Annotated in this window: 26 protein-coding genes and 1 pseudogene; 9 read left to right on the plus strand and 18 right to left on the minus strand. The window is 69.7% G+C overall.

Annotated features, from left to right (window positions below; all coding sequences use genetic code 11):
• Positions 1-35 precede the first annotated feature (35 nt).
• The 7 genes from ACGFY5_RS06785 to ACGFY5_RS06815 all read right to left on the minus strand — a co-directional run bounded on the left by ACGFY5_RS06785 (position 36) and on the right by ACGFY5_RS06815 (position 5,486).
• Positions 36-434: a Fur family transcriptional regulator gene (locus tag ACGFY5_RS06785; RefSeq protein ID WP_392718077.1), complete on the minus strand. Its 399-nt coding sequence runs from the start codon at positions 432-434 to the stop codon at positions 36-38.
• Positions 435-624: 190 nt separating this feature from the next.
• Positions 625-972: an ArsR/SmtB family transcription factor gene (locus ACGFY5_RS06790; protein ID WP_392718079.1), complete on the minus strand. Its 348-nt coding sequence runs from the start codon at positions 970-972 to the stop codon at positions 625-627.
• Positions 969-1,877 (minus strand): metal ABC transporter permease, encoded by a 909-nt coding sequence (locus ACGFY5_RS06795; RefSeq protein ID WP_392718081.1) that lies wholly within the window; start codon positions 1,875-1,877, stop codon positions 969-971. The genes ACGFY5_RS06790 and ACGFY5_RS06795 overlap by 4 nt, the downstream gene beginning before the upstream one ends.
• Positions 1,874-2,695, minus strand: coding sequence for a metal ABC transporter ATP-binding protein (locus ACGFY5_RS06800; protein WP_392718083.1), 822 nt, complete (start codon positions 2,693-2,695; stop codon positions 1,874-1,876). The genes ACGFY5_RS06795 and ACGFY5_RS06800 overlap by 4 nt, the downstream gene beginning before the upstream one ends.
• On the minus strand, positions 2,686-3,621 hold the full coding sequence (locus tag ACGFY5_RS06805; RefSeq protein ID WP_392718085.1) for a metal ABC transporter solute-binding protein, Zn/Mn family: 936 nt from the start codon (positions 3,619-3,621) through the stop codon (positions 2,686-2,688). Before ACGFY5_RS06805 ends, ACGFY5_RS06800 begins: the two co-directional genes overlap by 10 nt.
• 84 nt (positions 3,622-3,705) lie before the next feature.
• Positions 3,706-4,377 (minus strand): LuxR C-terminal-related transcriptional regulator, encoded by a 672-nt coding sequence (locus ACGFY5_RS06810; protein WP_392718087.1) that lies wholly within the window; start codon positions 4,375-4,377, stop codon positions 3,706-3,708.
• A complete protein-coding gene (locus tag ACGFY5_RS06815; RefSeq protein WP_392718089.1) occupies positions 4,365-5,486 on the minus strand; it encodes a sensor histidine kinase in 1,122 nt (373 codons plus the stop codon). Before ACGFY5_RS06815 ends, ACGFY5_RS06810 begins: the two co-directional genes overlap by 13 nt.
• A gap of 110 nt (positions 5,487-5,596) precedes the next feature.
• Between ACGFY5_RS06815 and ACGFY5_RS06820 the strand changes: the two genes are divergently transcribed.
• On the plus strand, positions 5,597-7,084 hold the full coding sequence (locus ACGFY5_RS06820) for an alpha/beta hydrolase (protein WP_392718091.1): 1,488 nt from the start codon (positions 5,597-5,599) through the stop codon (positions 7,082-7,084).
• Between the two features lie 3 nt (positions 7,085-7,087).
• Here ACGFY5_RS06820 and ACGFY5_RS06825 read toward each other — a convergent pair whose 3' ends face one another.
• On the minus strand, positions 7,088-7,351 hold the full coding sequence (locus tag ACGFY5_RS06825) for a DUF6703 family protein (protein ID WP_392718093.1): 264 nt from the start codon (positions 7,349-7,351) through the stop codon (positions 7,088-7,090).
• Positions 7,352-7,409: 58 nt separating this feature from the next.
• On the opposite strand from ACGFY5_RS06825, the gene ACGFY5_RS06830 reads away from it, so the two are divergent.
• The 3 genes from ACGFY5_RS06830 (at position 7,410) to ACGFY5_RS06840 (ending at position 10,022) form a co-directional block, all read left to right on the plus strand.
• Complete coding sequence (locus tag ACGFY5_RS06830) at positions 7,410-7,781, plus strand: antibiotic biosynthesis monooxygenase family protein (protein ID WP_392718095.1); 372 nt, start codon at positions 7,410-7,412, stop codon at positions 7,779-7,781.
• A gap of 62 nt (positions 7,782-7,843) precedes the next feature.
• Complete coding sequence (locus ACGFY5_RS06835; RefSeq protein ID WP_392718097.1) at positions 7,844-8,524, plus strand: hypothetical protein; 681 nt, start codon at positions 7,844-7,846, stop codon at positions 8,522-8,524.
• A gap of 130 nt (positions 8,525-8,654) precedes the next feature.
• A complete protein-coding gene (locus ACGFY5_RS06840; protein WP_392718687.1) occupies positions 8,655-10,022 on the plus strand; it encodes a glycine--tRNA ligase in 1,368 nt (455 codons plus the stop codon).
• Here ACGFY5_RS06840 and ACGFY5_RS06845 read toward each other — a convergent pair.
• The gene (locus ACGFY5_RS06845; protein WP_392718099.1) at positions 10,019-10,153 is read right to left on the minus strand and encodes a hypothetical protein; all 135 of its coding nucleotides are present in this window, start codon (positions 10,151-10,153) and stop codon (positions 10,019-10,021) included. The two genes, ACGFY5_RS06840 and ACGFY5_RS06845, sit on opposite strands and share 4 nt — an antisense overlap.
• A 50-nt stretch (positions 10,154-10,203) precedes the next feature.
• On the opposite strand from ACGFY5_RS06845, the gene ACGFY5_RS06850 reads away from it, so the two are divergent.
• The 3 genes from ACGFY5_RS06850 to dusB all read left to right on the plus strand — a co-directional run bounded on the left by ACGFY5_RS06850 (position 10,204) and on the right by dusB (position 13,126).
• Positions 10,204-10,776 (plus strand): siderophore-interacting protein, encoded by a 573-nt coding sequence (locus tag ACGFY5_RS06850; protein ID WP_392718101.1) that lies wholly within the window; start codon positions 10,204-10,206, stop codon positions 10,774-10,776.
• Between the two features lie 96 nt (positions 10,777-10,872).
• Positions 10,873-11,823: an XdhC family protein gene (locus ACGFY5_RS06855; RefSeq protein WP_392718103.1), complete on the plus strand. Its 951-nt coding sequence runs from the start codon at positions 10,873-10,875 to the stop codon at positions 11,821-11,823.
• A gap of 160 nt (positions 11,824-11,983) precedes the next feature.
• On the plus strand, positions 11,984-13,126 hold the full coding sequence (gene dusB, locus ACGFY5_RS06860) for a tRNA dihydrouridine synthase DusB (protein ID WP_392718105.1): 1,143 nt from the start codon (positions 11,984-11,986) through the stop codon (positions 13,124-13,126).
• Positions 13,127-13,130: 4 nt separating this feature from the next.
• On the opposite strand, the pseudogene ACGFY5_RS06865 reads toward dusB, so the two are convergent.
• The 5 genes and pseudogenes from ACGFY5_RS06865 to ACGFY5_RS06885 all read right to left on the minus strand — a co-directional run.
• Positions 13,131-13,325 (minus strand): annotated as a pseudogene (locus ACGFY5_RS06865) (cell filamentation protein Fic); the annotation flags it as partial.
• A 9-nt stretch (positions 13,326-13,334) separates the two neighbouring features.
• Complete coding sequence (locus tag ACGFY5_RS06870; RefSeq protein WP_392718107.1) at positions 13,335-13,703, minus strand: Fic/DOC family protein; 369 nt, start codon at positions 13,701-13,703, stop codon at positions 13,335-13,337.
• Entirely contained in the window at positions 13,700-14,026 is a 327-nt protein-coding gene (locus ACGFY5_RS06875) for a type II toxin-antitoxin system Phd/YefM family antitoxin (protein WP_392718109.1), read from the minus strand. The genes ACGFY5_RS06870 and ACGFY5_RS06875 overlap by 4 nt, the downstream gene beginning before the upstream one ends.
• 39 nt (positions 14,027-14,065) lie before the next feature.
• On the minus strand, positions 14,066-14,377 hold the full coding sequence (locus ACGFY5_RS06880) for a DUF952 domain-containing protein (RefSeq protein WP_392718111.1): 312 nt from the start codon (positions 14,375-14,377) through the stop codon (positions 14,066-14,068).
• A gap of 20 nt (positions 14,378-14,397) precedes the next feature.
• Complete coding sequence (locus ACGFY5_RS06885) at positions 14,398-17,130, minus strand: ABC transporter substrate-binding protein (RefSeq protein WP_392718113.1); 2,733 nt, start codon at positions 17,128-17,130, stop codon at positions 14,398-14,400.
• A 219-nt stretch (positions 17,131-17,349) separates the two neighbouring features.
• Between ACGFY5_RS06885 and ppdK the strand changes: the two genes are divergently transcribed.
• Positions 17,350-20,058: a pyruvate, phosphate dikinase gene (gene ppdK, locus ACGFY5_RS06890; RefSeq protein ID WP_392718115.1), complete on the plus strand. Its 2,709-nt coding sequence runs from the start codon at positions 17,350-17,352 to the stop codon at positions 20,056-20,058.
• 46 nt (positions 20,059-20,104) lie between these two features.
• Here ppdK and ACGFY5_RS06895 read toward each other — a convergent pair whose 3' ends face one another.
• From ACGFY5_RS06895 to ACGFY5_RS06910, 4 genes are all read right to left on the minus strand, one after another.
• Complete coding sequence (locus ACGFY5_RS06895) at positions 20,105-20,740, minus strand: E3 binding domain-containing protein (protein WP_392718117.1); 636 nt, start codon at positions 20,738-20,740, stop codon at positions 20,105-20,107.
• The gene (locus tag ACGFY5_RS06900) at positions 20,741-21,760 is read right to left on the minus strand and encodes a LacI family DNA-binding transcriptional regulator (protein ID WP_392718119.1); all 1,020 of its coding nucleotides are present in this window, start codon (positions 21,758-21,760) and stop codon (positions 20,741-20,743) included.
• Entirely contained in the window at positions 21,757-22,842 is a 1,086-nt protein-coding gene (locus ACGFY5_RS06905; RefSeq protein ID WP_392718121.1) for a Gfo/Idh/MocA family protein, read from the minus strand. The genes ACGFY5_RS06900 and ACGFY5_RS06905 overlap by 4 nt, the downstream gene beginning before the upstream one ends.
• A gap of 70 nt (positions 22,843-22,912) precedes the next feature.
• Positions 22,913-23,749, minus strand: a complete 837-nt coding sequence (locus ACGFY5_RS06910) for an amidohydrolase family protein (protein WP_392718123.1) — start codon at positions 23,747-23,749, stop codon at positions 22,913-22,915.
• 68 nt (positions 23,750-23,817) lie between these two features.
• Here ACGFY5_RS06910 and ACGFY5_RS06915 point away from each other — a divergent pair, with 68 nt between their 5' ends.
• On the plus strand, positions 23,818-24,963 hold the full coding sequence (locus ACGFY5_RS06915; protein ID WP_392718125.1) for an extracellular solute-binding protein: 1,146 nt from the start codon (positions 23,818-23,820) through the stop codon (positions 24,961-24,963).
• Positions 24,964-24,967 lie beyond the last annotated feature (4 nt).

The raw sequence follows: 24,967 nt of genomic DNA on the forward strand, positions 1-24,967 counted from the left end.
CGCGCGCCGGCAGCGTGCGCTCGGACGCTCGGCGCTCAGGCGCGGGTGGCGCACTCGGCGCAGGTGCCGAAGATTTCGAGGGTGTGTGAGACGTCAGCGAAGCCGTGTTCGGCGGCGACGCGGTTCGCCCAGCTCTCGACGGTGGGGCCCGCGACCTCGACGGTGCGGCCGCACACCCGGCACACCAGGTGGTGGTGGTGCCCACTCGAGCAGCGCCGGTAGAGGTGCTCGCCGCCCGGGGGGCGCATGACGTCGATCTCTTCGGCGTCGGCGAGCGCTTGGAGCGTGCGGTACACGGTGGTGAGGCCGACGGATTCGCCGCGCTGGCGAAGTAGTTCGTGCAGCTCCTGTGCGCTGCGGAATTCTTCGACTTCGCCGAGCAATGCCATGACTGCCGTCCGCTGACGTGTGGTACGGCCGACACTCGCTTGCATTGGGGCTTCCTCTCCGGCCCGCTGGACGGGCTCCCGCCCATCCTCTCAGGTCATATGCCGAAACCGCGATGTGTCGCGGGCCTAAAACCGCGTCCCCCGAGCCCGTGCGCAGCTGCGCCCCGCTCAGCCGTCGGCCGACGTCCGAGTGGGGCCTCGCCCGGGGCGAGGCTCGGGGGACGCGGTTGACCGATCAACCCGAAGAATGTGCGGAGTGGGCTACCGCGTCGCGGACGACATGCGCTACATGGGAGTCGGTCAGCGAGTAGGCGACCTCGCGGCCGCGGCGGTGCGAGGTGACTACGTCGGCCGCGCGGAGCACCCGCAGGTGCTGCGAGACCAGCGGCTGCGGCACGCCGAGAGCGTCGACCAACTCGTGAACGCACTGCGCACCATCGTCGAGCCGCATCACGATCGCGATCCGCAACGGCGACGCCAACGCCCGCAGCAACTCCGCCGCCGGCGCATAAGTCGCGACCTCGGCCGCCGACGCGGTGGCGGTTGGCGTCAGCGCGCTGGGAGCGGCGCCGTCGGGGCTCATCGGGTCGGGGCGCCGGCCTCGGCCGGGACGGCGGGGTCCGGGTCGGCGGCCGGGGGAGTCGGGGAGACCGAGGGGCGGGGGGTGGCGTTGCGGCGTTGCCAGGCGCGCACACCCGCGGCGGCGGCCGTCACGACGACGAAGACCAGAACCGCGAGAACGACGATCGACGCACCGGACGGAACGTCTAGGTAAAACGAGCCGACCGCCCCGGTCAGAGCGACAGCCACGCTCAGCCCCATCGCACCGGCCATCGTCGCGACGAACCCGCGCGCCACCTGCTGAGCAGTCGCCACCGGAATCACCATCAGCGCACTCACCAGCAACACACCGACGACTCGCATCGCGACAGTGACCGTCACCGCCGCCGAGACCGCGAGCAGGATGTTCAGCAGCCGCACCGGCACGCCCGACACCCGCGCGAACTCCTCGTCGTGGCAGATCGCGAACAACCACGACCGCAACCCGACGGTGAACGCCAGCACCGCGACCGTCAGGATCCCCATCACGATCAGATCGGACGGTGCCGTCGTCAGCAGCGACCCGAACAGATACCCGAGCAGGTTCGCGTTACCACCGCTCGGCGCCAAGCTGATCAGCAGAACACCACCGGCGATCCCGCCGTAGAACAGCAACGACAGGGCGACGTCACCCGACGCGCCACCGCGGGAGCGGATCAGCTCCACCGCGACCGCACCGAGCGCCGCCACGACGACCGCGCTGATCACCGGCGACTGTCCGGTGAGGAAGCCGAGCGCCACACCGGTCAGCGCGATGTGCCCGATGCCGTCGCCGACCAGCGACATCCGGCGCTGCACCAGGTAGATGCCGACCGCCGGTGCGGTCAACCCGACCAGCACCGCAGCGATCAACGCGCGGACCATGAAGTCGTAGTGCAGGATGCTCATCGATTCACCGCCTTGGCCGGACCGGCGTGGTCCGGAACGCCGTCCCATTCGCCGTGCGGGCTCGCCGTCGGGTTGCCGTGGACGTGGTGCCGGTCGGTGTCGATCCAGTACCCGCCGACGTGTCCGTCGGTCCACGGCGCGCCGTCGTGCGCGATCCGGCCGTGGTCGAGGACGACCGTGCGGGTGATCAGGTCGGCCAGCGGCCCGACTTCGTGCAGCACGATCAGCAACGTGGTGCCGCGCTCGACCAGCCGCTCGACGGTCTCGGCGAACGCGCGCTGGCTGACGGCGTCGACCCCGGCGTTCGGCTCGTCGAGCACCAGCAGATCCGGGGCGCCGGCCAGTGCCCGCGCGATGAGCACGCGCTGCTGCTGACCGCCGGAGAGTGTCGACACCCGTTCGCGCGCCCGGTCGGACAGGCCGACGGTCTCGAGGGCCTCACTCACCGCCGCGCGGTCGGCGGCGGAGGAGATGCGCAGGAAGCCGCGGCGCGCGAGCCGCCCGCTGGTGACCACCTCGCGGACGGTCGCCGGCACGCCCGTGGCGGCACCGGCCCGCTGCGGCACGTACCCGACGCGCTGCCAGTCGCTGAACCGCGCGGTGGGGGTGCCGAACAGCGAAACGGAGCCGCCGGACAGCGGAACCAGCCCCAACAGCGTCCGGACCAGCGTCGATTTGCCGGATCCGTTCGATCCGAGCAGCGCGACGACCTCACCGGCGGTGACCGAGAGGCTGACGTCGCGGAGCACCGGGCGCTCGCCGAGCACGACAGTGGCGTGCTCGGCGGCGGCTATTGGGGCTGGCTCTGTTACTGGCACTGCAACGCGCCTCGCAGGGTCGTCAGGTTGGTGCGCATCACGGAGAAGTAGTCGTCCGAGCTGTCCTTCTCGATGCCCTCGATCGGGTCGAGGACTTCGGCCTTCGCACCGACTTCAGCGGCGAGTGCTTCGGCGATCTTCGGGCTGACGAGCGTCTCGAAGAAGATCTCCTTCACCCCGTTCTGCTTCGCGTAGTTCGCCACCTCGGCGAGACGGGCCGCGGACGGCTCCTCTTCCGGGGTGAGCCCGGTGATCGCCACCTGCGTGAGACCGTACCTCGCAGCGAGGTAACCGAACGCGTTGTGGCTCACGACTATCGTTTTCTCCTGACAGCTCGTCAGGCCCTTCTGGTATTCCCCGTCGAGCGCGGTCAGCTTGGTGTCGAGCGCCTTCGCGTTCGCCGTGTATTCCGACGCGTGGTCCGGGTCGACGTCGCCGAGCTTCTTCGCCACCGCGTCCGCGATGCCGGCCAGGCGGGTCGGGTCGAGCCAGACGTGGGGGTCCTTGCCCTTCTCGTCCTCGTGCAGCTCGCCCTCCTCCAGCGGCACGTAGCCGTCCTTCAACGGCTCCACGGAGGCGACGTCGAGCGACTTGTCCTTCGCGCCGCCGTCCACCGCGTCGTCGACCGCGGGCTGGAAGTTCCGCAGGTAGACGACTGCGTCGGCGTCGGTGACCTCGGCCACCTGCTTGGGGTTGAGCTCGACGTCGTGCGGCTCGGTGCCGGGGGAGACGAGGTTGGTGACCGACACGCGGTCGCCGCCGACCTGCTGCGTCACGTACTGCAGCGGGTAGAACGCGGCGACGACGTCGAGCTTGCCGTTCTCGGCGGCAGCGCTGGAGTCGGAAGAGGAGCAGCCGGTTGCCGCCGTAGCGACGCCGACAGCGAGCAGCGCGGTGAGGGCCGCGCGGAGGGGTCCGCTGTACATGACAACGATTCTCATTACTGATGACAACGAATGTCAATCTCGGGGCGGGGGTACTTGACGAGTTACGTTGAGTGATTCTGCCTACTACGGCTGATTTCGCCCACCCTGACCGCCGGTGCCGTCCAGATAGGCGAGCACCGCCCGCACCCGGCGGTGGCCCGAGTCGTCGGCGGCCAGCCCGAGCTTGGTGAAGATGTTGCCGATGTGCTTCGAGACGGCGTTGTCGGAGATGCGCATCCGCTCGGCGATCGTGGTGTTGTCGTGGCCCTGCGCCATCAGCGCGAGTGCCTCCCGCTCGCGAGGCGTGAGTGAGTCCAACGGATCTCCGCCGCGACGCGCGAGCAGCTGGGCGACGACTTCCGGGTCCATCGCAGTGCCGCCCGCGGCGACGCGGCGCAGGGCGTCGACGAATTCGGCGACCCGGCCGATGCGGTCCTTGAGCAGGTACCCGATGCCGCCGCGTCCGTCGGAGAGCAGCTCACCCGCGTACTCACGCTCGACGTACTGGGACAGCACCAGGATCGGCAGCGCGCCGTGCTCGCGGCGGGCCGCCAGCGCGGCGTGGATCCCCTCGTCGCGGAACGAGGGCGGTAAGCGGACGTCGACGATCGCGATGTCGGGGCGGTGCTCGGCGACCGCGTCGAGGAACGTCCCGCCGTCCCGGACGACCGCCACGACCTCGCAGCCCTTCGTCGCCAGCAGCAGTTCCAGGCCGCTGGAGAGCAGGACGTTGTCCTCGGCGATCACGACCCGCATGGCACCTCCACTGCGAGTGTCGTCGGTCCGTCCGGTGGGCTGTCGAGGTCAACGGTGCCGTCCAGGGCGGCGACCCGCCGGCGCATCCCGGCGATCCCGGTGCCACGGCTCTCGTCGACGCCGCCCCGCCCGTCGTCGGTGACGTTGATGAGCAGAACGTCGTCGGTGCGCTCGACGCGGAGCGCAATCCCTGTCGCGTCGGCGTGCTTGGTCACGTTCGTCAGTGCCTCGGCGATCACGTAGTAGGCCACCGCCTCCACGGCCGCGGGGAGCGGGCCCAACGCGGCGAGCTCGATCCGGACCGGCACGGTCGAGCGCGCGGCCAGCGACGTCAGTGCTCCGTCGAGCCCGCGGTCGGCGAGGATCGGCGGGTAGATCGTCTGGAGCACGGTGCGGAGCTCGACCATCGCCTCCTCCGCGGTCTCGTGCGCCCGCCGGAGCAGCGTCGCGACCAGCTCCGGATCGTCGTCGAGCGACTCCCGGGCGAGGCCCAGCTGCATCGCGATCGTCACCAGGCGCGCCTGCGTGCCGTCGTGCAGATCACGTTCGATCCGCCGGAGCTCCGCGCCGTGGGCGTCGACCACGCCGACCCGGCTCCTGGTCAGCACGCCGACGCGCTCGGCGAGCTGCTCGCGGTCCGACGGCTCGAGAACGGCCAGGCACATCCGGGCGTGGAGTCGCGCCAGCACCGGGAGTACCCACCAGGCGATCGCGCCGAGCACGGCGATCTGGACCGAGCCCCCGAGCAGCGCGGTCGGCCAATCGCTGATGTGGAGGTCGAAGAACGAGAGCAGGGTGGGGCGGGTGCTCGGCGGAAAGATCCACCACGTCGTGGCCGCCACGACGCCGACGACGATGTTGCCGAGGCACAGCAGGGCGATCAGCCCGAGCGGTAACCCCAGTGCGACGTGCGCGAGCGCCCAGCCGAGGCTCTGCGGCCAGCCGGGGTTCCCGCCGTCGAGTCCCTCGCCGAGCAGCCGCCCGGCCCGACGGCGGTTCCAGGCGGCCCAGTTCCGCGCCGCCGCGGGCACGAGTAGCGCCGGCGACGCGAACACGGTGGCGACAGCGGTGGCCAGCGCGCGCAGCAGGTACACCGAGCCCGAAAGCATGCCCCCATCTTCTCGCCGTCGATCGGTGCCGGGCACTACAGCGGGGTGTACCAGGGCGCCTGCGGCCGGCTGTATCGTGCCGAACCCGCGCCGAAAATAGCGTCAAGTGCATGAAAACTACACGCCTGTTGATCGCCTTCGTGCTGGTCGCGCTCGGGTTCCCGGCCATCGCCGACGCGGATCCGCCGCCACCGCTCGACTGGAAGAACTGCGCCCGAAGCACTGATGACGCCGAGGGCACGGAACTGGACCGGGCGGGCGCACGGTGCGCGCAGCTCACGGTCCCGCTCGACCACTCCCGGCCGAACGGGCGCACGATCACGCTCGCGCTCTCCCGGTTACCCGCCACCGACCGCGCCCATCGCATCGGCACGCTGGTCCTCAACAGCGGCGGCCCCGGCGAGCCCACGCTGGGCATGCCGCTGCGGACGCGCGCGGCGATGAAGGACGTCGCCGCCCGGTACGACCTCGTCGGCCTGGACCCGCGCTTCGTCGGACGCAGCACGCCGCTCGACTGCGGCTGGCCGATCGGCCTGTGGCTGCGATCGGCGGGTGCGACCCGCGCGGGCTTCGACCACCAGGTCGCGGTGCAGCGGAACCTGGCCGAGCGCTGCGCCCAGCGCCACGCCGACGTGCTCCCGTACGCCAACACGCGCGACACGGCCCGTGACGTCGATCTCGTGCGTCGTGCCCTCGGGGAGCGACGGATCTCGTTCCTCGGCTACTCCTACGGCGCCTACCTGGGCGCTGTCTACACCCAGCTGTTCCCCGGCCGCACCGACCGGGTGGTGCTGGACAGCGCGGGCGACCCGGACGCGTGGGGCCCGAGGGCGCTGCAGGGCACGGAGGAGGAAGGTGAACGTGCGCTGCGCGGCTGGGCGGTGTGGGCCGCCGGACGGCACCGCACCTACGGGCTCGGCGCCACTCCGGCCCGCGTGCTCGCCACCATCGACGGGATCGTCGCCGCGGCGGCGGACCGCCCGCTGCGGGTCGGCCGTCACGAGGTCGACGACCAGGCGGCGCCGTACCTGCTCTCGGTCGGTTCCGGCAACGACCGGCCCGCGGACCGCGCCGCGTTCGCCGCGACGGTCCGGACGCTGAACGAGGCCGCGCACCGTCGTCCGGCGGGCCCCGGCCCCGAGCTCGACGGCCTGCTCACGTTCGTGCTGACCAGCGCGGGCTCGCCGCTCGCGAGCCCGGCGGTGGCGATCACCTGCGGCGACCGCGCTGCGCCCCGCGATGCCGAAACCTACTGGGACGACGTCCAGCGCAGCCGGGCCCGTCACCCGTTGTTCGGTCCGCTCAAGAACACCATCTGGCCCTGCGCTTTCTGGCCTGGACAGCCGCGCGAGGGGGCCACGCACATCGGCAACTCCACGTCCGCACTGATCGTCTCGGCGACCGGTGATCCGGCCACCACCTACCAGGGCAGCCAGGCGCTGCACCGGGCGTTGACCGGCTCCCGCCTGCTCACACTGCGCGGGGTCACCGCCCACGGGATCTACGGCGAGTACGGCAACCCGTGCGTGGACGCCACGGTCAACGACTACCTGGCCACGGGCGTGCTCCCGGCCGCCGATCCGAGCTGCGGTCGCTGACGGTCAGAGCTTCGAGACCGCGAACGCGAGCAGGACGACGATCGCCACCAACCGGGCGGTACGGGCGCCGGGCGTCGACGGGTCCCAGTTGAGCCGGGCGAACCATCCGAGCAGCGCGGCGACCAGCACGAGGAACACCGCGCCGAGCACGCCCGGGAGGAACGCACCGGCCAGCAGGAGCGCGACGACGCCCAGCACCAGCACGAGCCGCGGCACACGCAGCAGGAACGTCAGGAGGTTGGTGGAACGGGAACCCAGCTCGGGCACTACGGGTCGCCTCCTGAGTAGCGTGTGGGGAAATCATCGTGGCATCGAAGGAGACGCCTTGCTGGTCATCAGCCGGTTCGACGTACCGGAGGCGGACGGGGAGGGCTTCCTCGAGCGGGCACGGGCGGCGCTGGCCGCATTCGCGGCGCGCCCCGGGTTCGTCCGCGGACGCGTCGGACGCTCGGCGGACGTACCCACCGCCTGGGCGCTGACCACCGAGTGGGACTCGGTCGGAAGCTTTCGGCGCGCCCTCTCCGACTTCGACGTGAAGGTGCACGCGAGCACGCTGCTGGCCGAGTCCAGCGACGAGCCCAGCGCGTTCGAGCTGATGGGCAGCTGGGACGGCCCGGTGGAGACGGCCGGGCGCACCGACCGGGCCCTCGACGCCGACACCACACGTGTCGGTGAGCGCCCCGTTACGCCCGGCTAGCGCCCTCGGCTATCCGTTCGGGCCGGGGTGAGGCAGGCTGAGGACGTGCGGAGCGAACGGTCATGACCTGGGTTCCCCCTTCTAGCGGGGGTAGCAGCCGAAAACCAACCGGCGAGCAGCCCTACGACCCACCCGTCCCCAGCTCGCCCGGGTACGGCGTACCCGGCTACGGGGTACCCGGCTACGGGGGCGCGCCTCAGGGCGTCCCCCAGAAGGCAGTGAAGGAGCGGGAGCTCCGGAGGGAGCGCGCTCTGCGCGCGCTGCCGCCACCCCCGACCGCCCCGCCGGGCATGGGCGCCAAACCGGCGTTCGCGCCGCCGGTGCCGCGGCCGAACCGCACCGTGCTGATCGTGTCGCTCGTGCTGGGCGTGACGCTGCTGCTGTGCTGCGGCGGAGGCGTCGGCGGCTTCGGCGGGCTGCTCTACTACAGCTACAACCAGCAGCGCGACAGCGCTGTGGACGCGGTGCGCTCCTACCTCGGCGACCTCCAGGGAGGCCGCTACCAGCAGGCCTACGGCCGGCTCTGCCTCGAGACGCGCTCCGACCGCAGCCTCGACGAGTTCGCCGACGCCGAAGAGGTCGCGGGCCAGATCGCCACGTTCCAGGTCAGCGACCAGCTCCGCGCCGATCCGGACGGCAACTGGGTGGTCACCGCAGTGGTCGCCCGGCAGGGGGCTTCATCACGATCCGAGTACTTCCCGGTGGTGTTCGAGAGCGGGGGCACCGCAACGGTCTGTCCCTGATCGGGTCAAGTGGTTATCCACCGGGACGAAATGGGGTGGCGGCTGCCCCAGCTCGGCGGGGTAGCCTGGCTCGTCACAAGCCGCCGAACTGCCAGTCCGGATGGAGAGATCCCGGGTGCCCGCCGATCGTATGGACGTCATCGTCAACCTGAGTAAGCGTCGGGGCTTCGTGTTCCCGTCGAGTGAGATCTACGGAGGCCTCCGCGCTTCCTGGGACTACGGTCCGCTCGGCGTCGAACTGAAGACCAACGTCAAGCGCCAGTGGTGGAAGACGATGGTGACGGGTCGCGACGACGTCGTCGGCCTCGACTCGTGCGTGATCCTCGCGCCCGAGGTCTGGAAGGCGTCCGGGCACGTGGAGACGTTCTCCGACCCGCTGACCGAGTGCCAGAGCTGCCACAAGCGCTTCCGTGCCGACCACCTCGAAGAGGCGTACGAGCACAAGCACGGCAAGCCGCCGGCGAACGGCCTGGCCGACGTCAACTGCCCGAACTGCGGCACGAAGGGTGCGTTCACCGCGCCGCGCCAGTTCTCCGGGCTGCTCAAGACGTTCCTCGGCCCGGTCGAGGACGAGACGGGCCTGGCCTACCTGCGCCCCGAAACCGCGCAGGGCATCTTCATCAACTACCGCAACGTCGAGCAGACCGCGCGCAAGAAGCCGCCGTTCGGCATCGCGCAGCAGGGCAAGAGCTTCCGCAACGAGATCACGCCCGGAAACTTCATCTTCCGCACGCGTGAGTTCGAGCAGATGGAGATGGAGTTCTTCGTCGTGCCCGGCTCCGACGAGGAGTGGCACCAGTACTGGATCGACACGCGCCTGCAGTGGTACGTCGATCTGGGCATCGACAAGGAGCGGCTCCGGCTCTACGAGCACCCCAAGGACAAGCTCTCGCACTACTCGAAGCGCACCGTCGACATCGAGTACAAGTTCGAGTTCGCCGGCACCGAGTGGGGTGAGCTCGAGGGCATCGCGAACCGCACCGACTTCGACCTCAACGCGCACTCGAAGGCTTCCGGCACCGACCTCTCCTACTTCGACCAGGAGAAGGGCGAGCGCTGGACGCCGTTCGTCATCGAGCCGGCCGCCGGTGTCGACCGCACCGTGCTGACGTTCATGCTCGACGCGTACACCGAGGACGAGGCGCCGAACGCCAAGGGCGTGATGGAGAAGCGCACGGTCATGCAGTTCGACCCGCGAATCGCGCCGGTGAAGGCCGCGGTGCTGCCGCTCTCGCGCAACGCCGACCTGTCGCCGAAGGCCCGTGACCTCGCGGCGCGGTTGCGTCAGCACTGGAACGTCGACTTCGACGACGCGGGGGCGATCGGTCGCCGGTACCGGCGTCAGGACGAGATCGGCACGCCGTACTGCATCACCGTCGACTTCGAGACGCTCGACGACCAGGCCGTGACGATTCGCGAGCGTGACTCGCGGTCGCAGGAGCGGGTCGGTCTCGACGCGGTCGAAGGGTACCTGGCCCAGCGCCTCATCGGCTGCTAGGCACCTAGGGTCTCCGGGGCCAGCACGGCCTCGGAGAGCACCCCTTCGGCCAGTGCTTTGTCGGTCAGGGCAGCGAGTTCGGGGCAGGTGCGGTAGTCGGGGTACGGGCAGTCGAGCCCATGTTCGACCATCCCCAGTTGCCTCCGCGTCGGTGGTCTCGTCGGTTTCTCTCGGAGAATCGGTGCACGAGGTCACGCTGTCCGCGCCCGAGTTCGGCACCTGGCAGTTCGTGGCGGGCCAGAGCGTCCGACTGTTCGTCGGCAACGGTTTGCGTACGTACTCCATTTGGACGCTCAGCGAGTCGACGTTGGTGCTGCGGGGGTTCTCGCACGCCGACGGGCCGGGCAGCGAGTGGATGGCGTCGGCTGCACCGGGCACGCGGGTGGCGTTGACGTCACCCAAGGGCGTTTTCGTGGTGGATGCCGACGCGCCGTGGCACCTTTTTGTCGGCGATGACACCGGGGCCGTGCCGCTGCTGGCGATGCGTTCGTCGCTGCCGTCGTCGGCGTCCGTGCACGGCATCGTGGTGTCGCGGGAGCGGATGTCGCCGGATCTGCCGTGGGTGTCGTCGGGTTCGCTGCTGGACGCGGTCCGGTCCTTGGACCTGCCGTCGACGCCGGGGGTGGCTTACGTGGCCGGCGAGCAGAAGGCGTGCCTCGAGGTGCGGGATCACCTGCGGAACTCGCTCGGGTGGCCGCGTCGCGCGGTGAAGGTGTCGGCGCACTGGACGCCGGGGAAGCGTGGGATGGAGTGACCTGCGGACGCGCTGGGCGGGGCGTGCTGGGCCGGGCATGCTGGGCCGGGTGCTGCGGGCGTCGCGGTGGGGCGCTGCGCGGGGAAGGATGGGGGCATGCGGGAGATCGGGCGCACGGTAGCGGAGTGGTTGAGCGCGGGGCACCGGGTCGCGGTGGCACGCATCGTGGATGTGCACGGCTTCGGCGCAGTACCGGCCGGTGAAGTGCTGGCGGTGCGTGACGACGGGATCCGGGCGGGGGAGTTGTTGCGCGGTGTGGCCGATCCGGTGATCGCCGGCGCGGTGCCCGGGGCGTTGTCCGGGGCTTCGTCGGTGGTGAACGTGCCGGTGGGGGAGTCGGACGCGGTCGCCGCGGGGTTGGCGTGCGCGGGGTCCGCGCAGGTGCTCGTGCATGCGGTGTCCGACCCGTCGGTGTGGTCGGCCCTGGCGGCGGGCTCGCCGGTAGCCCTGGCGACGTCCCTGACGTCAGGAGACTCCACGACCATGCCCGACGGCCCGGAGTCGTTCGTGTCGGCGGCGGTGGCGGAAGAGGCTTCGCGGTTGCTCGGGTTGGGGGCTCCTGGCCGGGCGGTCGTCGACGATGTGCTGGTGGACGCGTGGGTGCCGACGCCGAACGTCGTGACGATCGGGGGCGGCACGCTGGCTGGGGCGATCGCGGCGCAGGCCGCGTTGCTGGGCTGGGAGGCCCGGGACGTGTCGACGGTGTCGGAAGCCGTTGCCGCGGTGGAAGCGTTCGGCCCGGCGGACGTGCTGGTGCTCCTGGACCACGACCCGGCGATGGACGAGGTGCTGCGCGCGGGTCTCGCCCACGGCCGAGGCTTCCTCGGCGCGTTGGGCTCACGACGCACTCAGGCCGCGCGCCGCGAGCGCCTGACCGCCGCCGGGGTACCCGCTGACGCGGTGGACCGCATCCACGGCCCGGTAGGCCTGGACCTGGGCGCACGCTCACCCGCCGAAACCGCCGTGAGCATCGTCGCCGAGGTACTCGCGACCCGCTCCGGCCGCGCCGGCACCGCACTACACGCGACCGACGTCGCAATTCATTGATAGGCGCGCCAAAATTTGTAGTTCGTCGGCCTCGCGAACTACAAATTTTGGCGCGAGCCCGCGAGCCCGCGAGCCCGCGAGCCCGCATGCCGGAGCCAGCAAGCGGAGCGGGCGAACTCGCTGATGGGTGTGTGGGGCAGGGCGTGAGACGCTGGAGGGCGTGTCTTCTGCTCTGGCCGTCGCTCGACCGCTCACCGTCGGCCCGCACACCGTCGACCCGCCGGTAGTGCTGGCCCCGATGGCGGGCATCACGAATGTCGCGTTCCGGCGGCTCTGCCGCGAGCACGGCGCGGGCCTCTACGTCAGCGAGATGATCACCACCCGCGCGCTGGTCGAGCGCAACCAGAAGACGATGAGCCTCATCACGTTCGCCCCCGACGAGCAGCCCCGCTCGATCCAGCTCTACGGCGTCGACCCCGACGTCGTCGGGCGTGCCGTCGACATGGTCGTGCAGGAGAACCTGGCTGATCACGTCGACCTGAATTTCGGTTGTCCGGTACCGAAGGTGACGCGCAAGGGCGGCGGATCCGCGCTGCCGTTCCGCCGGAAGCTGTTCGCGCAGATCGTGCAGCGGGCCGTGCGGGCCACCGCCGGCACCGACGTGCCGATCACCGTCAAGATGCGCATCGGCATCGACGACGACCACATCACCTTCCGCGACGCGGGCCGCGCGGCCGAGGACGCGGGAGTCACCGCGGTGGCGCTGCACGGTCGCACCGCCGTGCAGTTCTACGGCGGCCGGGCGAACTGGGAGCCGATCGCCGAGCTCGCCGCCGCTTTGGACGTACCGGTCCTCGGCAACGGCGACATCTGGGAGGCCGACGACGCCGTCCGGATGGTCACCGAGACCGGCTGCGCGGGCGTGGTCGTCGGGCGCGGCTGCCTCGGGCGTCCGTGGCTGTTCGCCGACCTCGCGGCTGCGTTCGCCGGGCGTCCGGAGCGGGTGCGGCCGCACCTCGGCGAGGTCGCGGTCACCATGCGCCGGCACGCCGAGCTCCTCGCCGAGTGGAAGGGCGAAGCCTGGGGGTTGCCCGATTTCCGCAAGCACGTGGCCTGGTACCTGAAGGGCTACCCGGCGGGCTCGACGCTGCGGCGTCAGCTCGGCATGGTCAGCACCCTCGCCGAGCTGGACGACCTGCTCGCCCAGCTCGACCCGGACGCGCCGTTCCCCACCACCGAGATCGGCGAACCCCGTGGCCGCACCACCGGCGCCCGCCGCGTCGTCCTCCCCGAGGGCTGGCTCGACGACCCCGACGCCCTCACGGCCCCCACCGACGCCGAACTAGACGTCTCCGGCGGCTGACGCCTTACTGCCGGACTAGTTCGTCGAGTAGAGCCTGTAACAGCCGATTGTCGCCCCGCAGCGATGCGGCCGAGGCCTCGATATTGGCCTCGGGATCAAGGTCGGTCCAGTCGATTGGCCATCCCGCGCGGCTCGTCAGTTGCCGAAAGAACGCTCGCTGTGTCCGACCATTTCCTCCGCGGAAGGGATGGATCGCGTTGACCTCTGCCTAGTAGTGGGTCAGCCGATCCACGAAGCTGGCGCGATCGAGACCCCGCAGACAGCGCTCCTTCGCCAAGGACCCGAACACCGCAGTGGCGTATGACTCGATGTGCTGCGGCGGGCAGAACGCAGCCGTCTTGGCGATCCATACTGTTCGTAGGCTTCCCGCCCAAGGGTAGATGTCGTCGAACAGTTCGCGGTGGAACGCCTGCAGGTGAGGAAGGTCGTAGCTGCCGGGCATGTCGTGGATGGCTAGCTCAGCCAAAGCTGCACGCGACAAAGCCGTTTCGACTTCTTGCAGCCGATCCGGGTTACTGATCCCCAGCCGATTCCTGAGGACGCCGCTCAGGGGATCGCTGTACGGATCATCGCTCATGCGATGCCGAACAGGGCGCGGGTCTGTGAACGCATTTCGGCTGTGCTGATCTCGCCGCATTTCCATCGGTCTGTGATGGCGTCGGCCTCGGGGCTGGTGGCCAGCCCCTCCGCTCGGATGGACGCATCCGCCTGAGCTATCGCATTCTCCCGGCGCGCCCGTTCCGCGACGAGTTCGTCGTAGACCTCGATGGGAACTACTACGGCTTCGGTCTTTCGGTGGGAACCGACCCCGACTGGAGTCCGGTCGCCCTTGCGAAAGGCGTCGAGCACGCTCGACAGTTGCTCGCGAGCTTCCCGGACTGACAGCGTCTTGATCCGCATCCCAAAAGTGTACCCAAGTGTGTACACATTTGGGGCGGCCTAGGAGTCGGAGCGGACTGGGGTTGCTTCGGTTATGGCGTTCATGGGGAGGGGGCCGTAGTAGTGAGGGAAGGTTTCGCCGCCCGCGCTCGCCTCCCAGCGGAGCTCCTCGCCGAGCGTCTCGGCGTCGACGGCCAGCAGCATCAGCCCGGTCTCGCCGGCGAAGAACCGGTCGAGCGTCCCGGGTAGCTGGGTCGCGGTCGAGAGGTGGACGAAGCCGTCACGCAGGTCGTCGGGCGACCCCTCGTAACGCTCGGTGGCCTGCGCAGCAGCCCACTCGTCGGCGCGGAGAACTTTGTACACGGTCGTCACCCGCCAACCGTATCGCCGGATCAGTCCCTGACCCAGACCCGCCCGAGGTCCGGCACCGCCCAGAGCGTGCTCACGAACAACCCCTGCACGCTCGACCCCCGCAGCGTCAGCCGCCGCTGGTCGTAGTACGGAATCGCGGGCGCGAACTCGGTGAGGATCCGCTGCGACAGCGCGGTGTACGCCGCGGCCGCCTTCGTCCGGTCGGGCAGCTTCGCGATGCGGTCCAGCTCGGCGTCGACGGACGGTTCGTTCACGTAGCTGCGGTTCGTGCTGCCGACAGCGCGGATGCCCCTGCTCGAGTAGAGCGGTCCGAGCATCGCGCTGCCGTCCAGGTAGTCCGGCGTGAACTCGCAGAGGTACAGGTCGTACTCGTTGGTGCGGCGCGCGATCGCCGCCGGGAACTCCAACTCGTCGACCGGCCGCAGCTCGATCGTCACGTCCGCGCGGGCGAACGCCTCCTTCACCGCGATCGCCAGCCGGTTGCCGTCGGCGTTGTCCCGGAAGGCGTAGACGAGGCTCACCGTGGCGCCGCCCAGCAACTCCCGGGCCTTCGCCGGATCGCCTGATCTCTTCGTCCGGTCCTGGCTCACCGGATATCCCGGTACGCGGGGCGAGAGCAGGCTGCTCGTGTAGTCGCCGACGAGGTCCGTGCCGGTCGAGTTGAGCGCGGCCTCCGGATCGAACGCGAGCGAGAGCGCCCGTCGACGTGCCGGATCGGTCAACCGGGACGTGTTGAAGCACAGGTCCCGGTGCCCGGTGCCGACCCCGTCGACCAACCGCCCGGTCTGCCGCTGGTCGTAGACCTTCTCGATCTGCGTCGGATCGAGGGTGCTGAGCTGGACGGCGTTCGGTTCGTCGTTGCTCATCATCAGGCTCGTGACGGCGGGTCGCTCGGCGCCGAACCGGACGTCGTACCGGTCGGGATAGGCGACCCGGATCGGGTCGGTCGCCGGGTTCCAGGCCGGATTGCGCTCCAGTGTCAGCGATTTCCTCGGATCGTGGGCGACGACCCGGTACGGACCGGTCGCCGGCACCGGATCCCGGTCGGAGTAGCGCCAACTGCTCGGAACGGCAGCGGTACCGGGCAGCGCGGCGACGGTGGGGAAGTCGGGGTGCGGCGCCGGGAACGTGATCCGGAGCGTCCGCGCGTCGGGCGTCTCCACGCCGGGCGGGTACGGCGCTTTCGGAGTCGGGCCGTTGTAGAAGGACCGGAAGTCCGCGTTCCCGGCCAGCCACTGCTGCAGATAGGTGAAGCCGGTGGCCCGGTCGGTGAACGAGCGCGCGATGCCGTTCGCGACGTCCTGAGCGGTGACCGCCTTCCCGTCGTCGAACTTCACCCCCGGGCGGATCGTGAACTCCCAGGTCCGGCCGCCGTCGGTGCTGCGGCCGGTGTCGGTGGCCAGGTCGCCGACGAGCGTGGGGCGGTTGATGCCGTTCTCGCGGTAGGCGGTGAGCGTCCGGGCGAGCAGCCGGGAGCTGCCCATCATGCCGTCGGCGTAGCGGTTCTGCGCCGGGTCGAGTTCCCAGTATTTCGCCTGCGCGTAGACGGTGACGGTTCCGCCGCGCCGCGCGCCGGGCACTGCGGGTGCGGGGCCGATCGCCGTGTCGTCGGCGGAGTACTGAACGACCCGCAGATCGGGCTTCGGCGGGACCGCCTCCGGCGTCGTCCGATCGGGCCACCGCATCCAGCTGACCGCGCCCGCGGCTGCCACCGCCAGCACCACCGCCGCGACCGCCGTGCGCACCGCTATCCGCCGCTGCAGCGTCGCTGCGCGGCGACCGTCCCGTGCAGCCGCCCACCGTCGGGGAGCCTCCGACGCCGGCAACTCCGAGGTGGGGAACGTCGCCACGTGCACGGTGGTCCGGCTCGCCTCGTCGCCTACCGGCTGTTTTTCAGACGACGCAGCGGACGACGCCGGCGGGAGCGTGGGAAGTACGCCTGGACGCTGCAGCGTCAGCGCAGCGAGCAGTTCCTGGGTCCCCGGACGCTCGGCAGGATCCTTGCGTAACGCCGCTCCGACGAGTTCCCGCAGCGACGGATCGAGCCCCGCCAGATCGGGCTCGGCCGACAGCGTCCGGAAGAGCATCACCTCCGGTGCGCCGACGCCGAACGGCGGCTTGCCCGTACCCGCGAAACACACCGCGGCGCCCCACGCGTGGACGTCGGTCGCAGGTGTCACCGCGGAACCACGGAACTGCTCCGGCGCCATGTACGGCGGCGACCCGATCGCCCCACTGGTCAACCCGCTCACCAGGTCGGCCGCGCGGGCGATCCCGAAGTCGATCACCCGCGGCCCGAACCGCGACAGGATCACGTTGCTGGGCTTGAGATCCCGGTGCACGATCCCGGCCTCGTGAATCGCCACCAGCGCGGTCGCGATGCCGATCGCGAGGGCGTCCAGTGCACCGCCGCTCAGCGGTCCCTGTTCGTCGACGACCTCCTGGAGCGTCGGTCCGTCGACGAACTCCGTGACCAGGAACGGCTGCTCGCTCTCGACGTCGACATCAAGAACAGCAGCTGTGCTGAAGCGGGCCACCCGCGCCGCGAGCGTAGCCTCCGAGCGGAAGCGGGTGCGGAACTCCGGAGCGTCCGCGAGGTGCGGGTGGATCACCTTCACCGCGACCTGGCGGGTGCGCCCGTCCGGCTCGTCGACGGCACCCGCGTAGACGATGCCCATGCCGCCGGCACCGAGACGCCCGAGAAGTCGATAGCGGCCGAGTTGGTGCGGATCGTTGCCGCGAAGAGGCTGCACGCGTATCTCTCTCCCCGCACGACACCCGATCCCGCGCGCAGCCTAGCGATTGCGCGCTACGGGTTACCCCTCGGTATCGCCAGCAGTCTGTGCAACCCGTCTCACGTGGGGTTTTACGTCTGAATCGGAACAGTCGACCAACCTGGGTGCGCCTGCTCACAACGGGCTCCAGGCTGGGTACCAGGTTATTAGCCTCGGCTCTTTCCAGCTCCCGCCCTCATGGAGGCCGCTATGACGGACGATTCACCGAAGTACGTCTACGACTTCTCCGAGGGCAACAAGGACCTCAAGGATTTACTCGGCGGCAAAGGCGCGAACCTGGCCGAGATGACGAACCTCGGCCTTCCGGTACCGCCCGGGTTCACGATCACCACCGAAGCCTGCACGGTCTACCTCGAGACGGGCTCGACTCCCGAAAGTCTCGACGACGAAGTCGCCACGCACCTCGATGCGCTGGAGAAAGCACGCGGCAAGAAGCTCGGCGACCCGAACGATCCGCTGCTCGTCAGCGTCCGCTCCGGTGCGAAGTTCTCGATGCCCGGAATGATGGAGACGGTTCTCAACGTCGGGCTCAACGACCAATCCGTCGAGGGTCTGGCACGCCAGGCCGACAACGAGCGCTTCGCGTGGGACTCGTACCGCCGGCTGATCCAGATGTTCGGCAAGACCGTCCAGGACATCGAGGGTGAGGCGTTCGAGGACGCCATCGAGGAGATCAAGCGCGAAAAGGGCACCCAGAACGACCTGGATCTGGACGCCGACGACCTGCGACACCTCGTCGACGTCTACAAGGGAATCGTGCGGGAGCACACGGGCGAGGATTTTCCGCAGGACCCGCGGGAGCAGATGACCGCAGCGATCAACGCGGTCTTCGATTCCTGGAATTCCGATCGTGCGGTGCTGTACCGGCGGCAGGAGCGAATTCCGGCGGACCTCGGTACGGCGGTGAACGTCGTCGCGATGGTGTTCGGAAACATGGGGATGGACTCCGGGACGGGCGTGGCTTTCACCCGTGACCCGGGCACTGGGGAACAGGGCGTCTACGGCGACTACCTGCAGAACGCGCAGGGCGAGGACGTCGTCGCCGGTATCCGCAACACCGTGCCGCTGCAGGACCTCGAGAAGATCGACAAGACCTCGTACGACCGCCTGATGGAAATCATGGCGACGCTCGAGGGCCACTATCGCGACCTGTGCGACATCGAATTCACGATCGAGGCCGGGCAACTGTGGATGCTGCAGACCCGGGTCGGAAAGCGCACTGCCGCCGCCGCGTTCCGGATCGCTTCGCAGCTGGTCGACGAAGGCGTGATCGACCTCGATGAAGCGGTTCAGCGGGTCACCGGCGATCAGCTGGTCCACCTGATGTTCCCGCAGTTCGACACGTCCGCGAAGGTGCAGCAGCTGGGCCGGGGCATGTCGGCGTCGCCGGGTGCCGCCGTGGGCAAGGCGGTGTTCGACTCGTACACCGCGGTGAAGTGGTCGCGGTCGGGGGAAGACGTCATCCTGGTGCGCCGGGAGACCAACCCCGACGACCTCAACGGCATGATCGCGGCCAAGGGCATCCTCACCAGCCGTGGCGGCAAGACGTCGCACGCGGCGGTCGTGGCCCGGGGCATGGGCAAGACCTGCGTCTGCGGCGCCGAGGAACTGCAGGTCAACACCAAACGCCGCTTCTTGACGGCACCCGACGGCACTGAGGTGCACGAGGGTGACGTCATCTCGATCGACGGTTCGACCGGGCGGGTGTACCTGGGTGAGGTGCCGGTCGTGGATTCGCCGGTGGTGGAGTACTTCGAGGGCGTCGAATCCTCGGGCGATCTCGTGCACGCCGTCGACCGGATCATGAAGCACGCCGACGAGAAGCGCCGGCTGGGTGTGCGGGCCAACGCGGACACCGCCGAGGACGCCGAGCGGGCCCGGCGGTTCGGCGCCGAGGGCATCGGGCTGTGCCGTACCGAGCACATGTTCCTCGGAGAGCGGCGTCAGCACGTCGAGCGGTTGATCCTGGCCGAGGACGACGAGCAGCGCGACGCCGCACTGGAGGCGTTGTTGCCCCTGCAGCGCTGGGACTTCCTGCAACTGCTCACCGCGATGGACGGGCTGCCGACGACGATCCGGCTGCTCGACCCGCCGCTGCACGAGTTCCTGCCGAACATCACCGAGCTGTCGGTGCGGGTGGCGCTGGCCGAGTCGCGGGGTGAGAAGAACGAGAACGACCTGCGGCTGATGCAGGCCGTGCACCGGCTGCACGAGTCGAACCCGATGCTGGGGTTGCGTGGTGTGCGGCTCGGGCTGGTCGTACCGGGGCTGTTCAACCTGCAGGTACGGGCGATCGCCGAGGCCGCCGCGCAGCTGGTGAAGCTCCACAAGAATCCGAAGCCCGAGATCATGATTCCGCTGGTCGGGTCGGTGCAGGAGCTGGAGATCATTCGGGCCGACGCCGAGCAGGTGCTGCAGGAGGTTGCGGAGGAAACCGGCGAAGAGCTGAACATCCTGATCGGGACGATGATCGAGTTGCCGCGGGCGGCGCTCACGGCGGACCAGATCGCGGAGAGCGCGGAGTTCTTCTCGTTCGGTACGAACGACCTGACCCAGACGACGTGGGGATTCTCGCGGGACGACGTGGAGGCGGCGTTCTTCTCCACGTACCTGGAGGTGGGGATCTTCGGGGTGTCGCCGTTCGAGACGATCGACGTCGACGGGGTCGGGGAGCTCGTGCGGATCGGTACGGACAAGGGCCGTGCGACGCGTCCTGACTTGAAGGTGGGCGTGTGTGGGGAGCACGGGGGTGACCCGGACTCGGTGCACTTCTTCAACCAGGTCGGGCTCGACTACGTGAGTTGTTCGCCGTTCCGGGTGCCGGTGGCGCGCCTCGAAGCCGCGCGCGCGACGGTGGCGCAGGAAGGCAGCTCGGACAGCCGCTGAGGCCTGAACGGTTTGGTGGGTGATAGCCCACCAAACCGTTCATGGCTCAGGCGAGGCGGGCGGCCACCGTGTGCAGGAACGCGGTGGCGTCCGGTTCGTGCGGGTCGACGCCCAGCGTCAGGTGGACGAGGGTGCGGATCGCGATGCCCTCGCCGCCGTCCCCGGTGCGTACCACCGTAGGGCGGCGGGTCGGTGCGCCCAGGGCGAGCACCGGACCCTCCCAGGCCGGTACCGCGAGCATCGCGTCGGGTGTGATCTCCACGAGGAGCGTGCGCGCCGGATTCACCTTGGCTGAGGCCGGATCGGCGAGCAGCTTCTCGATGCCGTCCTCGTTCAGGTCCCGGATGCCTGGTAGGTACGCGAGCTTGCCGTCGACGCGCGTCACGATCGGATAGCCGGCGAGCTGCGGAGCGTCGATCACGGCTCTGAGCAACCGCACGAGACCCGCACCCCGGTCAGTGACGTCCACCTCGACGGCGAACACGGAGCGCGAAGCGCTCACCGCCACCGACTCGGCCGGCGAGGTCGGGAGGTCGGAGGGGCGGATTCGGCCGCCGATGCCGGTGCCGGTCACGGTGGAGAGGTCCACGCCTGACGAGGCGGCCAGCGCGCGGACGTGGGGGGTGACCCACGGGGCCGACAGGGGGTCGGTTTCGGTGCTGTACAGGACACCGCGTGCCATCTAGCTCTCTCCAGGGGGTGCGGTCGACTCGCGGAGCACCAGCTCCATCGGGCCGTCGACGGTTTCGGCGACCGGAGTGTCCGGATCGGTGGTGGTGAGCTTCTCGACGCCGCGCCGCCCGAGCTCCTCGAGCGGCATCCGCACCGTCGTCAGCGCCGGCACCAGGTACTCGGCGAGCGGCAGGTCGTGCACGGCCACGATGGACAGTTCGGCGGGCACTCGAACCCCGCACCGATAGGCGGCACGCAACGCACCGATCGCCGACGCCACGTTCGCCACGAACACCGCTGTGGGCCGGGGCGTGCGCCCGAGGAGCTCGGTCATCGCGTGGAACCCGCCGTCGGCGGTGTAGTCCGCACGCACCACCAGCGCCGGGTCCGGCGCCTGACCGTGCAACCGCATGGCGGCGCGGTAACCGCTGGCGCGCCGAGAAGCGGTGTCGGAGCCGTCCGGACCGGCGAGGTGTGCGATCCGCCGGTGCCCGAGGCTCACCAGGTGCTCGACCGCCATCGCTGCCGCACCCTCGTCGTCCAGCACGATGTGCCGGGTGGCGTCGGTCATGCTCCAGTTCAGGAGCAGCCACGGCATGCGCGACTCACGCAGCGCGCTCAGCGTCGCCGACGCTTTCACCCCTCCGGCCAGCAGCAAGCCGTCCACCCGGCCGTCGGCGAGCAGGTCGAGGTACGGCTTGGCCGAGTCGGCAACCCGCCCGGAGCCGGTGACCAGCACGCACTCCCGCTCGGCCGCCGCGGCCTCCGCGCCCTTGATGATCTCGGCGTAGACCGGGTTCGCGTAGTCCGGAATGAACAGTCCGAACGTGCGGCTCTGGCGGGTGCGCAACGTCCGCGCGGCAGCGTTCGGCCGGTACCCCAGCGTCTTCACCGACGCGAGTACCCGTTCGCGCGTCTCCGGGCGGATGTTCAGACCCGGGTCGCTGTTCATCACCCGGGAAATCACCGACCGGTCGACTCCCGCGTGCGCAGCGACGTCCGCGAGCGTGACGCGTTTTCCTGGTTTCACGGGGCAGATTCTTCCGGTCGCTGAGCGTCGCCGGAGTCCATAGACCGATACAGCGCCTCGACGAGCGCGAGCGTGCCGAGATTGTCGCGTCCCGAAGTCTCCGGTTCGCCGTCGGTAGCGATAGCGCGCAGCAGCGAGCCCATCGGGCCGGCGAAGGCGTCCGGGATCCAGCGGCGGGTGACCGGGTAGTTCAGCCAGCCGTCCGTGTGCTCCGCGGAATTGACCGTGAGGGTGTCGGGGCGACCGTGCGGATAGTCGTAGAGCAGGCCGATCGTGCCCTTGACGCTGCCTTGTGATCCGTCGATGCGGTAGGCGGCGTGGGCGTCGCCCGTGCGGTTCTCGTGGTTGACGTGCAGGATCGCGTTCGTGCCGTTCGCGAACGACAGGGTCGTCATCGTGCGTGTTTCGCCGGTGACCTTCTGGCCGGGGGTTCGTGATCCCACGGCGTAGGCGCGGACCGGGTTGCCGAGCAGCGCTCGCACGGAGTCGAGGTAGTGGATCGAGTGGTACCAGACCTCGAGTTTTTCGCGCTTGGCGAGCCATTCCCACGAGGAGAAGTCGGTGACGATGTTGACGTCGAAGCTGAACGTCGTCACCTCGCCGAGCCAGCCGGCCTTGGCCATGGCGATCGCGGCGGCGATGCCTTCCTCGAAACGCATCTGCTGGTTCACGGCGATCTTCGTGCCGGCGTTCTCGGCGGCGGTCACCATGTGTCGCGCCGTGGTCAGGTCTTCTGCGAACGGTTTCTGGCAGAGGAGATGCTTCCCGGCCGTTATTGCCTGATGGACGATGCCCGGCTGCACGTTCGCCGGAACTGCCACATCCACCACGTCGACGTCGGACGCGAGCAATTCTTCGAGCGAGCCATGAACGGTGGGGATGCCGTGGGTCTTGGCGACGGTTTTCGCGCGTTCGTGATCGAGGTCGAAAATGCCCCGAACGTCGAGCCCGGCACGGCGATACGCAGGTAGATGCGCCACGTCCACGATCGCACCGGCCCCCACGATCGCAATAGGCCGCCGATACTCGGGCGCAACGCTCAAGTCGGTAGCCGCCGCGATCGGCTGCAGTTCGTCGAGCACGGGTTTCTCCTCTCCTCCAGCGGCCGGAGCTGGGCGCCGGTACGTCCTGGTCAATGCGGGTGGCGCGGCTTCAGCCCAGGCCGGGGATGCGGTAGAAGTCGATGGCGGTGCCGCCCAAGACGCGTTCGCGGTGCTCGGCTGGCAGGAGTTGCTGGATTGCGTTCCAGGCGCGGCGGTAACCGCCGGCCAGGACAGAGACCGGCCAGTCGCTGCCCCACATCAACCGCTCCGGACCGAAGACCGACAACCCGTGGTCCACGTATCGCCGCAGTTCGTCGGCGGTCCAATCGGGGGAGGCCGCGGTATCGAGCCCCGAAATCTTCGCGTACACGTTCGGATACGAAGCGGCCCGAGCCAGCAGGCCCGCCCACGGCTCCCAGCCACCCTCGGCGATCGGCGGCTTGGCCAGGTGGTCGATCACGATCCGCAGCGAGGGATGCGCCTCGGCCAGCGTCGGCACGTGCTCCAAGTGGCGCGGAACCGTCGAGATCTGATCCCAGGTAAGACCTCGCGCCGCAACGAGCCCGAGCGACTCCAGCACCGCCGGCCGCAGAATCCAATCCGCGTCCGGCTCGTCGTGCACCTGGTGCCGCACCCCCACGTACCGGGGGTCCTTCCCGTACCGCTCGAGCGCGTCACCCGTCGCCGCAGGGTCGAGCAACGGCACCCACCCCACGACCGCCGCGAGCCGCGGATGCCGAGCCGACAGCGCGAGCATCGCGTCGGTATCGGCGAAGCTACCTTCCGCCTGTACCAGCACTGTCGCGTCGACACCGCACTCGTCGAGCTGCGGTTCCAGCTCCTCGTACCCGAACGTCCGGTAGATCGGACCGGCCTCCGGCGTGAGCCAGGCGTACTCGAGCGCATCGACGTCCCAGAAGTGCTGGTGCGCATCAACGACGGGCATGCGTGACTCCCTTGTCATGGGGCATGATGTCTCTGAACTGTAGGTCAAACGATTGACTCGGAGCAAGTATGCGACTTCTGGGCCGGACGTTCGACGGGTTCGAGAAAGCCACCGCGCGGCAGGCCGCCGGGTTCCCCCTGACCGCTTCCTGGGTCGATCTGCCCGACCTCGAGCACACCGTCCTCCACACCGACGCGCTCCTCGACGGCACCGTCGACCTGGCCCTCGTCGTCAGCGACTGGCTCCCCGCGCTGATCTCGCGTGGCGCGGTTCGTGACCTGGCGCCGTACCTGGCGGCTTCGCCGCCACCCGACTGGCCCGACGGCTGGAGCCCGTCGATGCGCCTGCTTCAAACCCGCGGGTCGCGGGTGTACGGCCTGCCCTACCACGACGGTCCGATGATGCTCCTGTACCGCTCAGACCTTTTCACCGACGACGAGGAGCGCGCCGGATTCTTCGAAAGGTTCCGGTACCCACTGGCGCCGCCGACCACGTGGGACCAGTTCCTCGATGCCGCGCGCTGGTTCACGCGGCCCGGCCTCTACGGCACGGTGCTGGCCGGGCTCCCCGACGGGCACAACGACGTCTACGACTTCCTCCTGCAGTTGTGGAGCCGAGGTGGGGACCTGTCGTCGTTGGCCGGGCCTGCCGGGGTGAGCGGGTTGGCGTTCCTGCGTCAACTGCACGCCGAGGGACTCGTGGACCCCGCGTCCCTGGAGTGGGACAGCGTGGCGTCGGGGGAGGCGTTCGCTGCGGGCGGGGCGGCGCTGATGGTGAACTGGTCGGGGTTCGCGGCGATGTCCACGCCGGATGTGGTGGCGTGCAGTCCCGTGCCCGACGGGGTGTCGCTGAACATCTACTGGGTGCTGGTGATGGGTGCGGGGTGCTCCGACCCCGAGCGGGCGTACGAGTACCTGCGGCACGTGGCGACGCCGGAGATGGACCTGATCACGTCGCTGGAGGGGGCGAACGGGGTGCGGCTGTCCACGTGGCGCGACCCTCGGGTGCGGGCCCTGTCGTCGGCGTACGAGGTGATGGAGGACGTGCACCGCGGGGTGCTCAGCCCGCCCCCGGTGACGGCGTGGCCGTCGGTGTCGGAGGTGCTCTCCGCCGCGATCGCCGACGTGATCCGGGGTCGGGCCGAGCCCCGTGACGCCCTGGAGCGCGCCGCCGCCCACATAGAACAGGCGGGCTGGCTGACCCCCGAGATCTGAACAC

The organism is Cryptosporangium sp. NPDC048952 (genome assembly GCF_043197895.1).
GTDB lineage: Bacteria > Actinomycetota > Actinomycetes > Mycobacteriales > Cryptosporangiaceae > Cryptosporangium.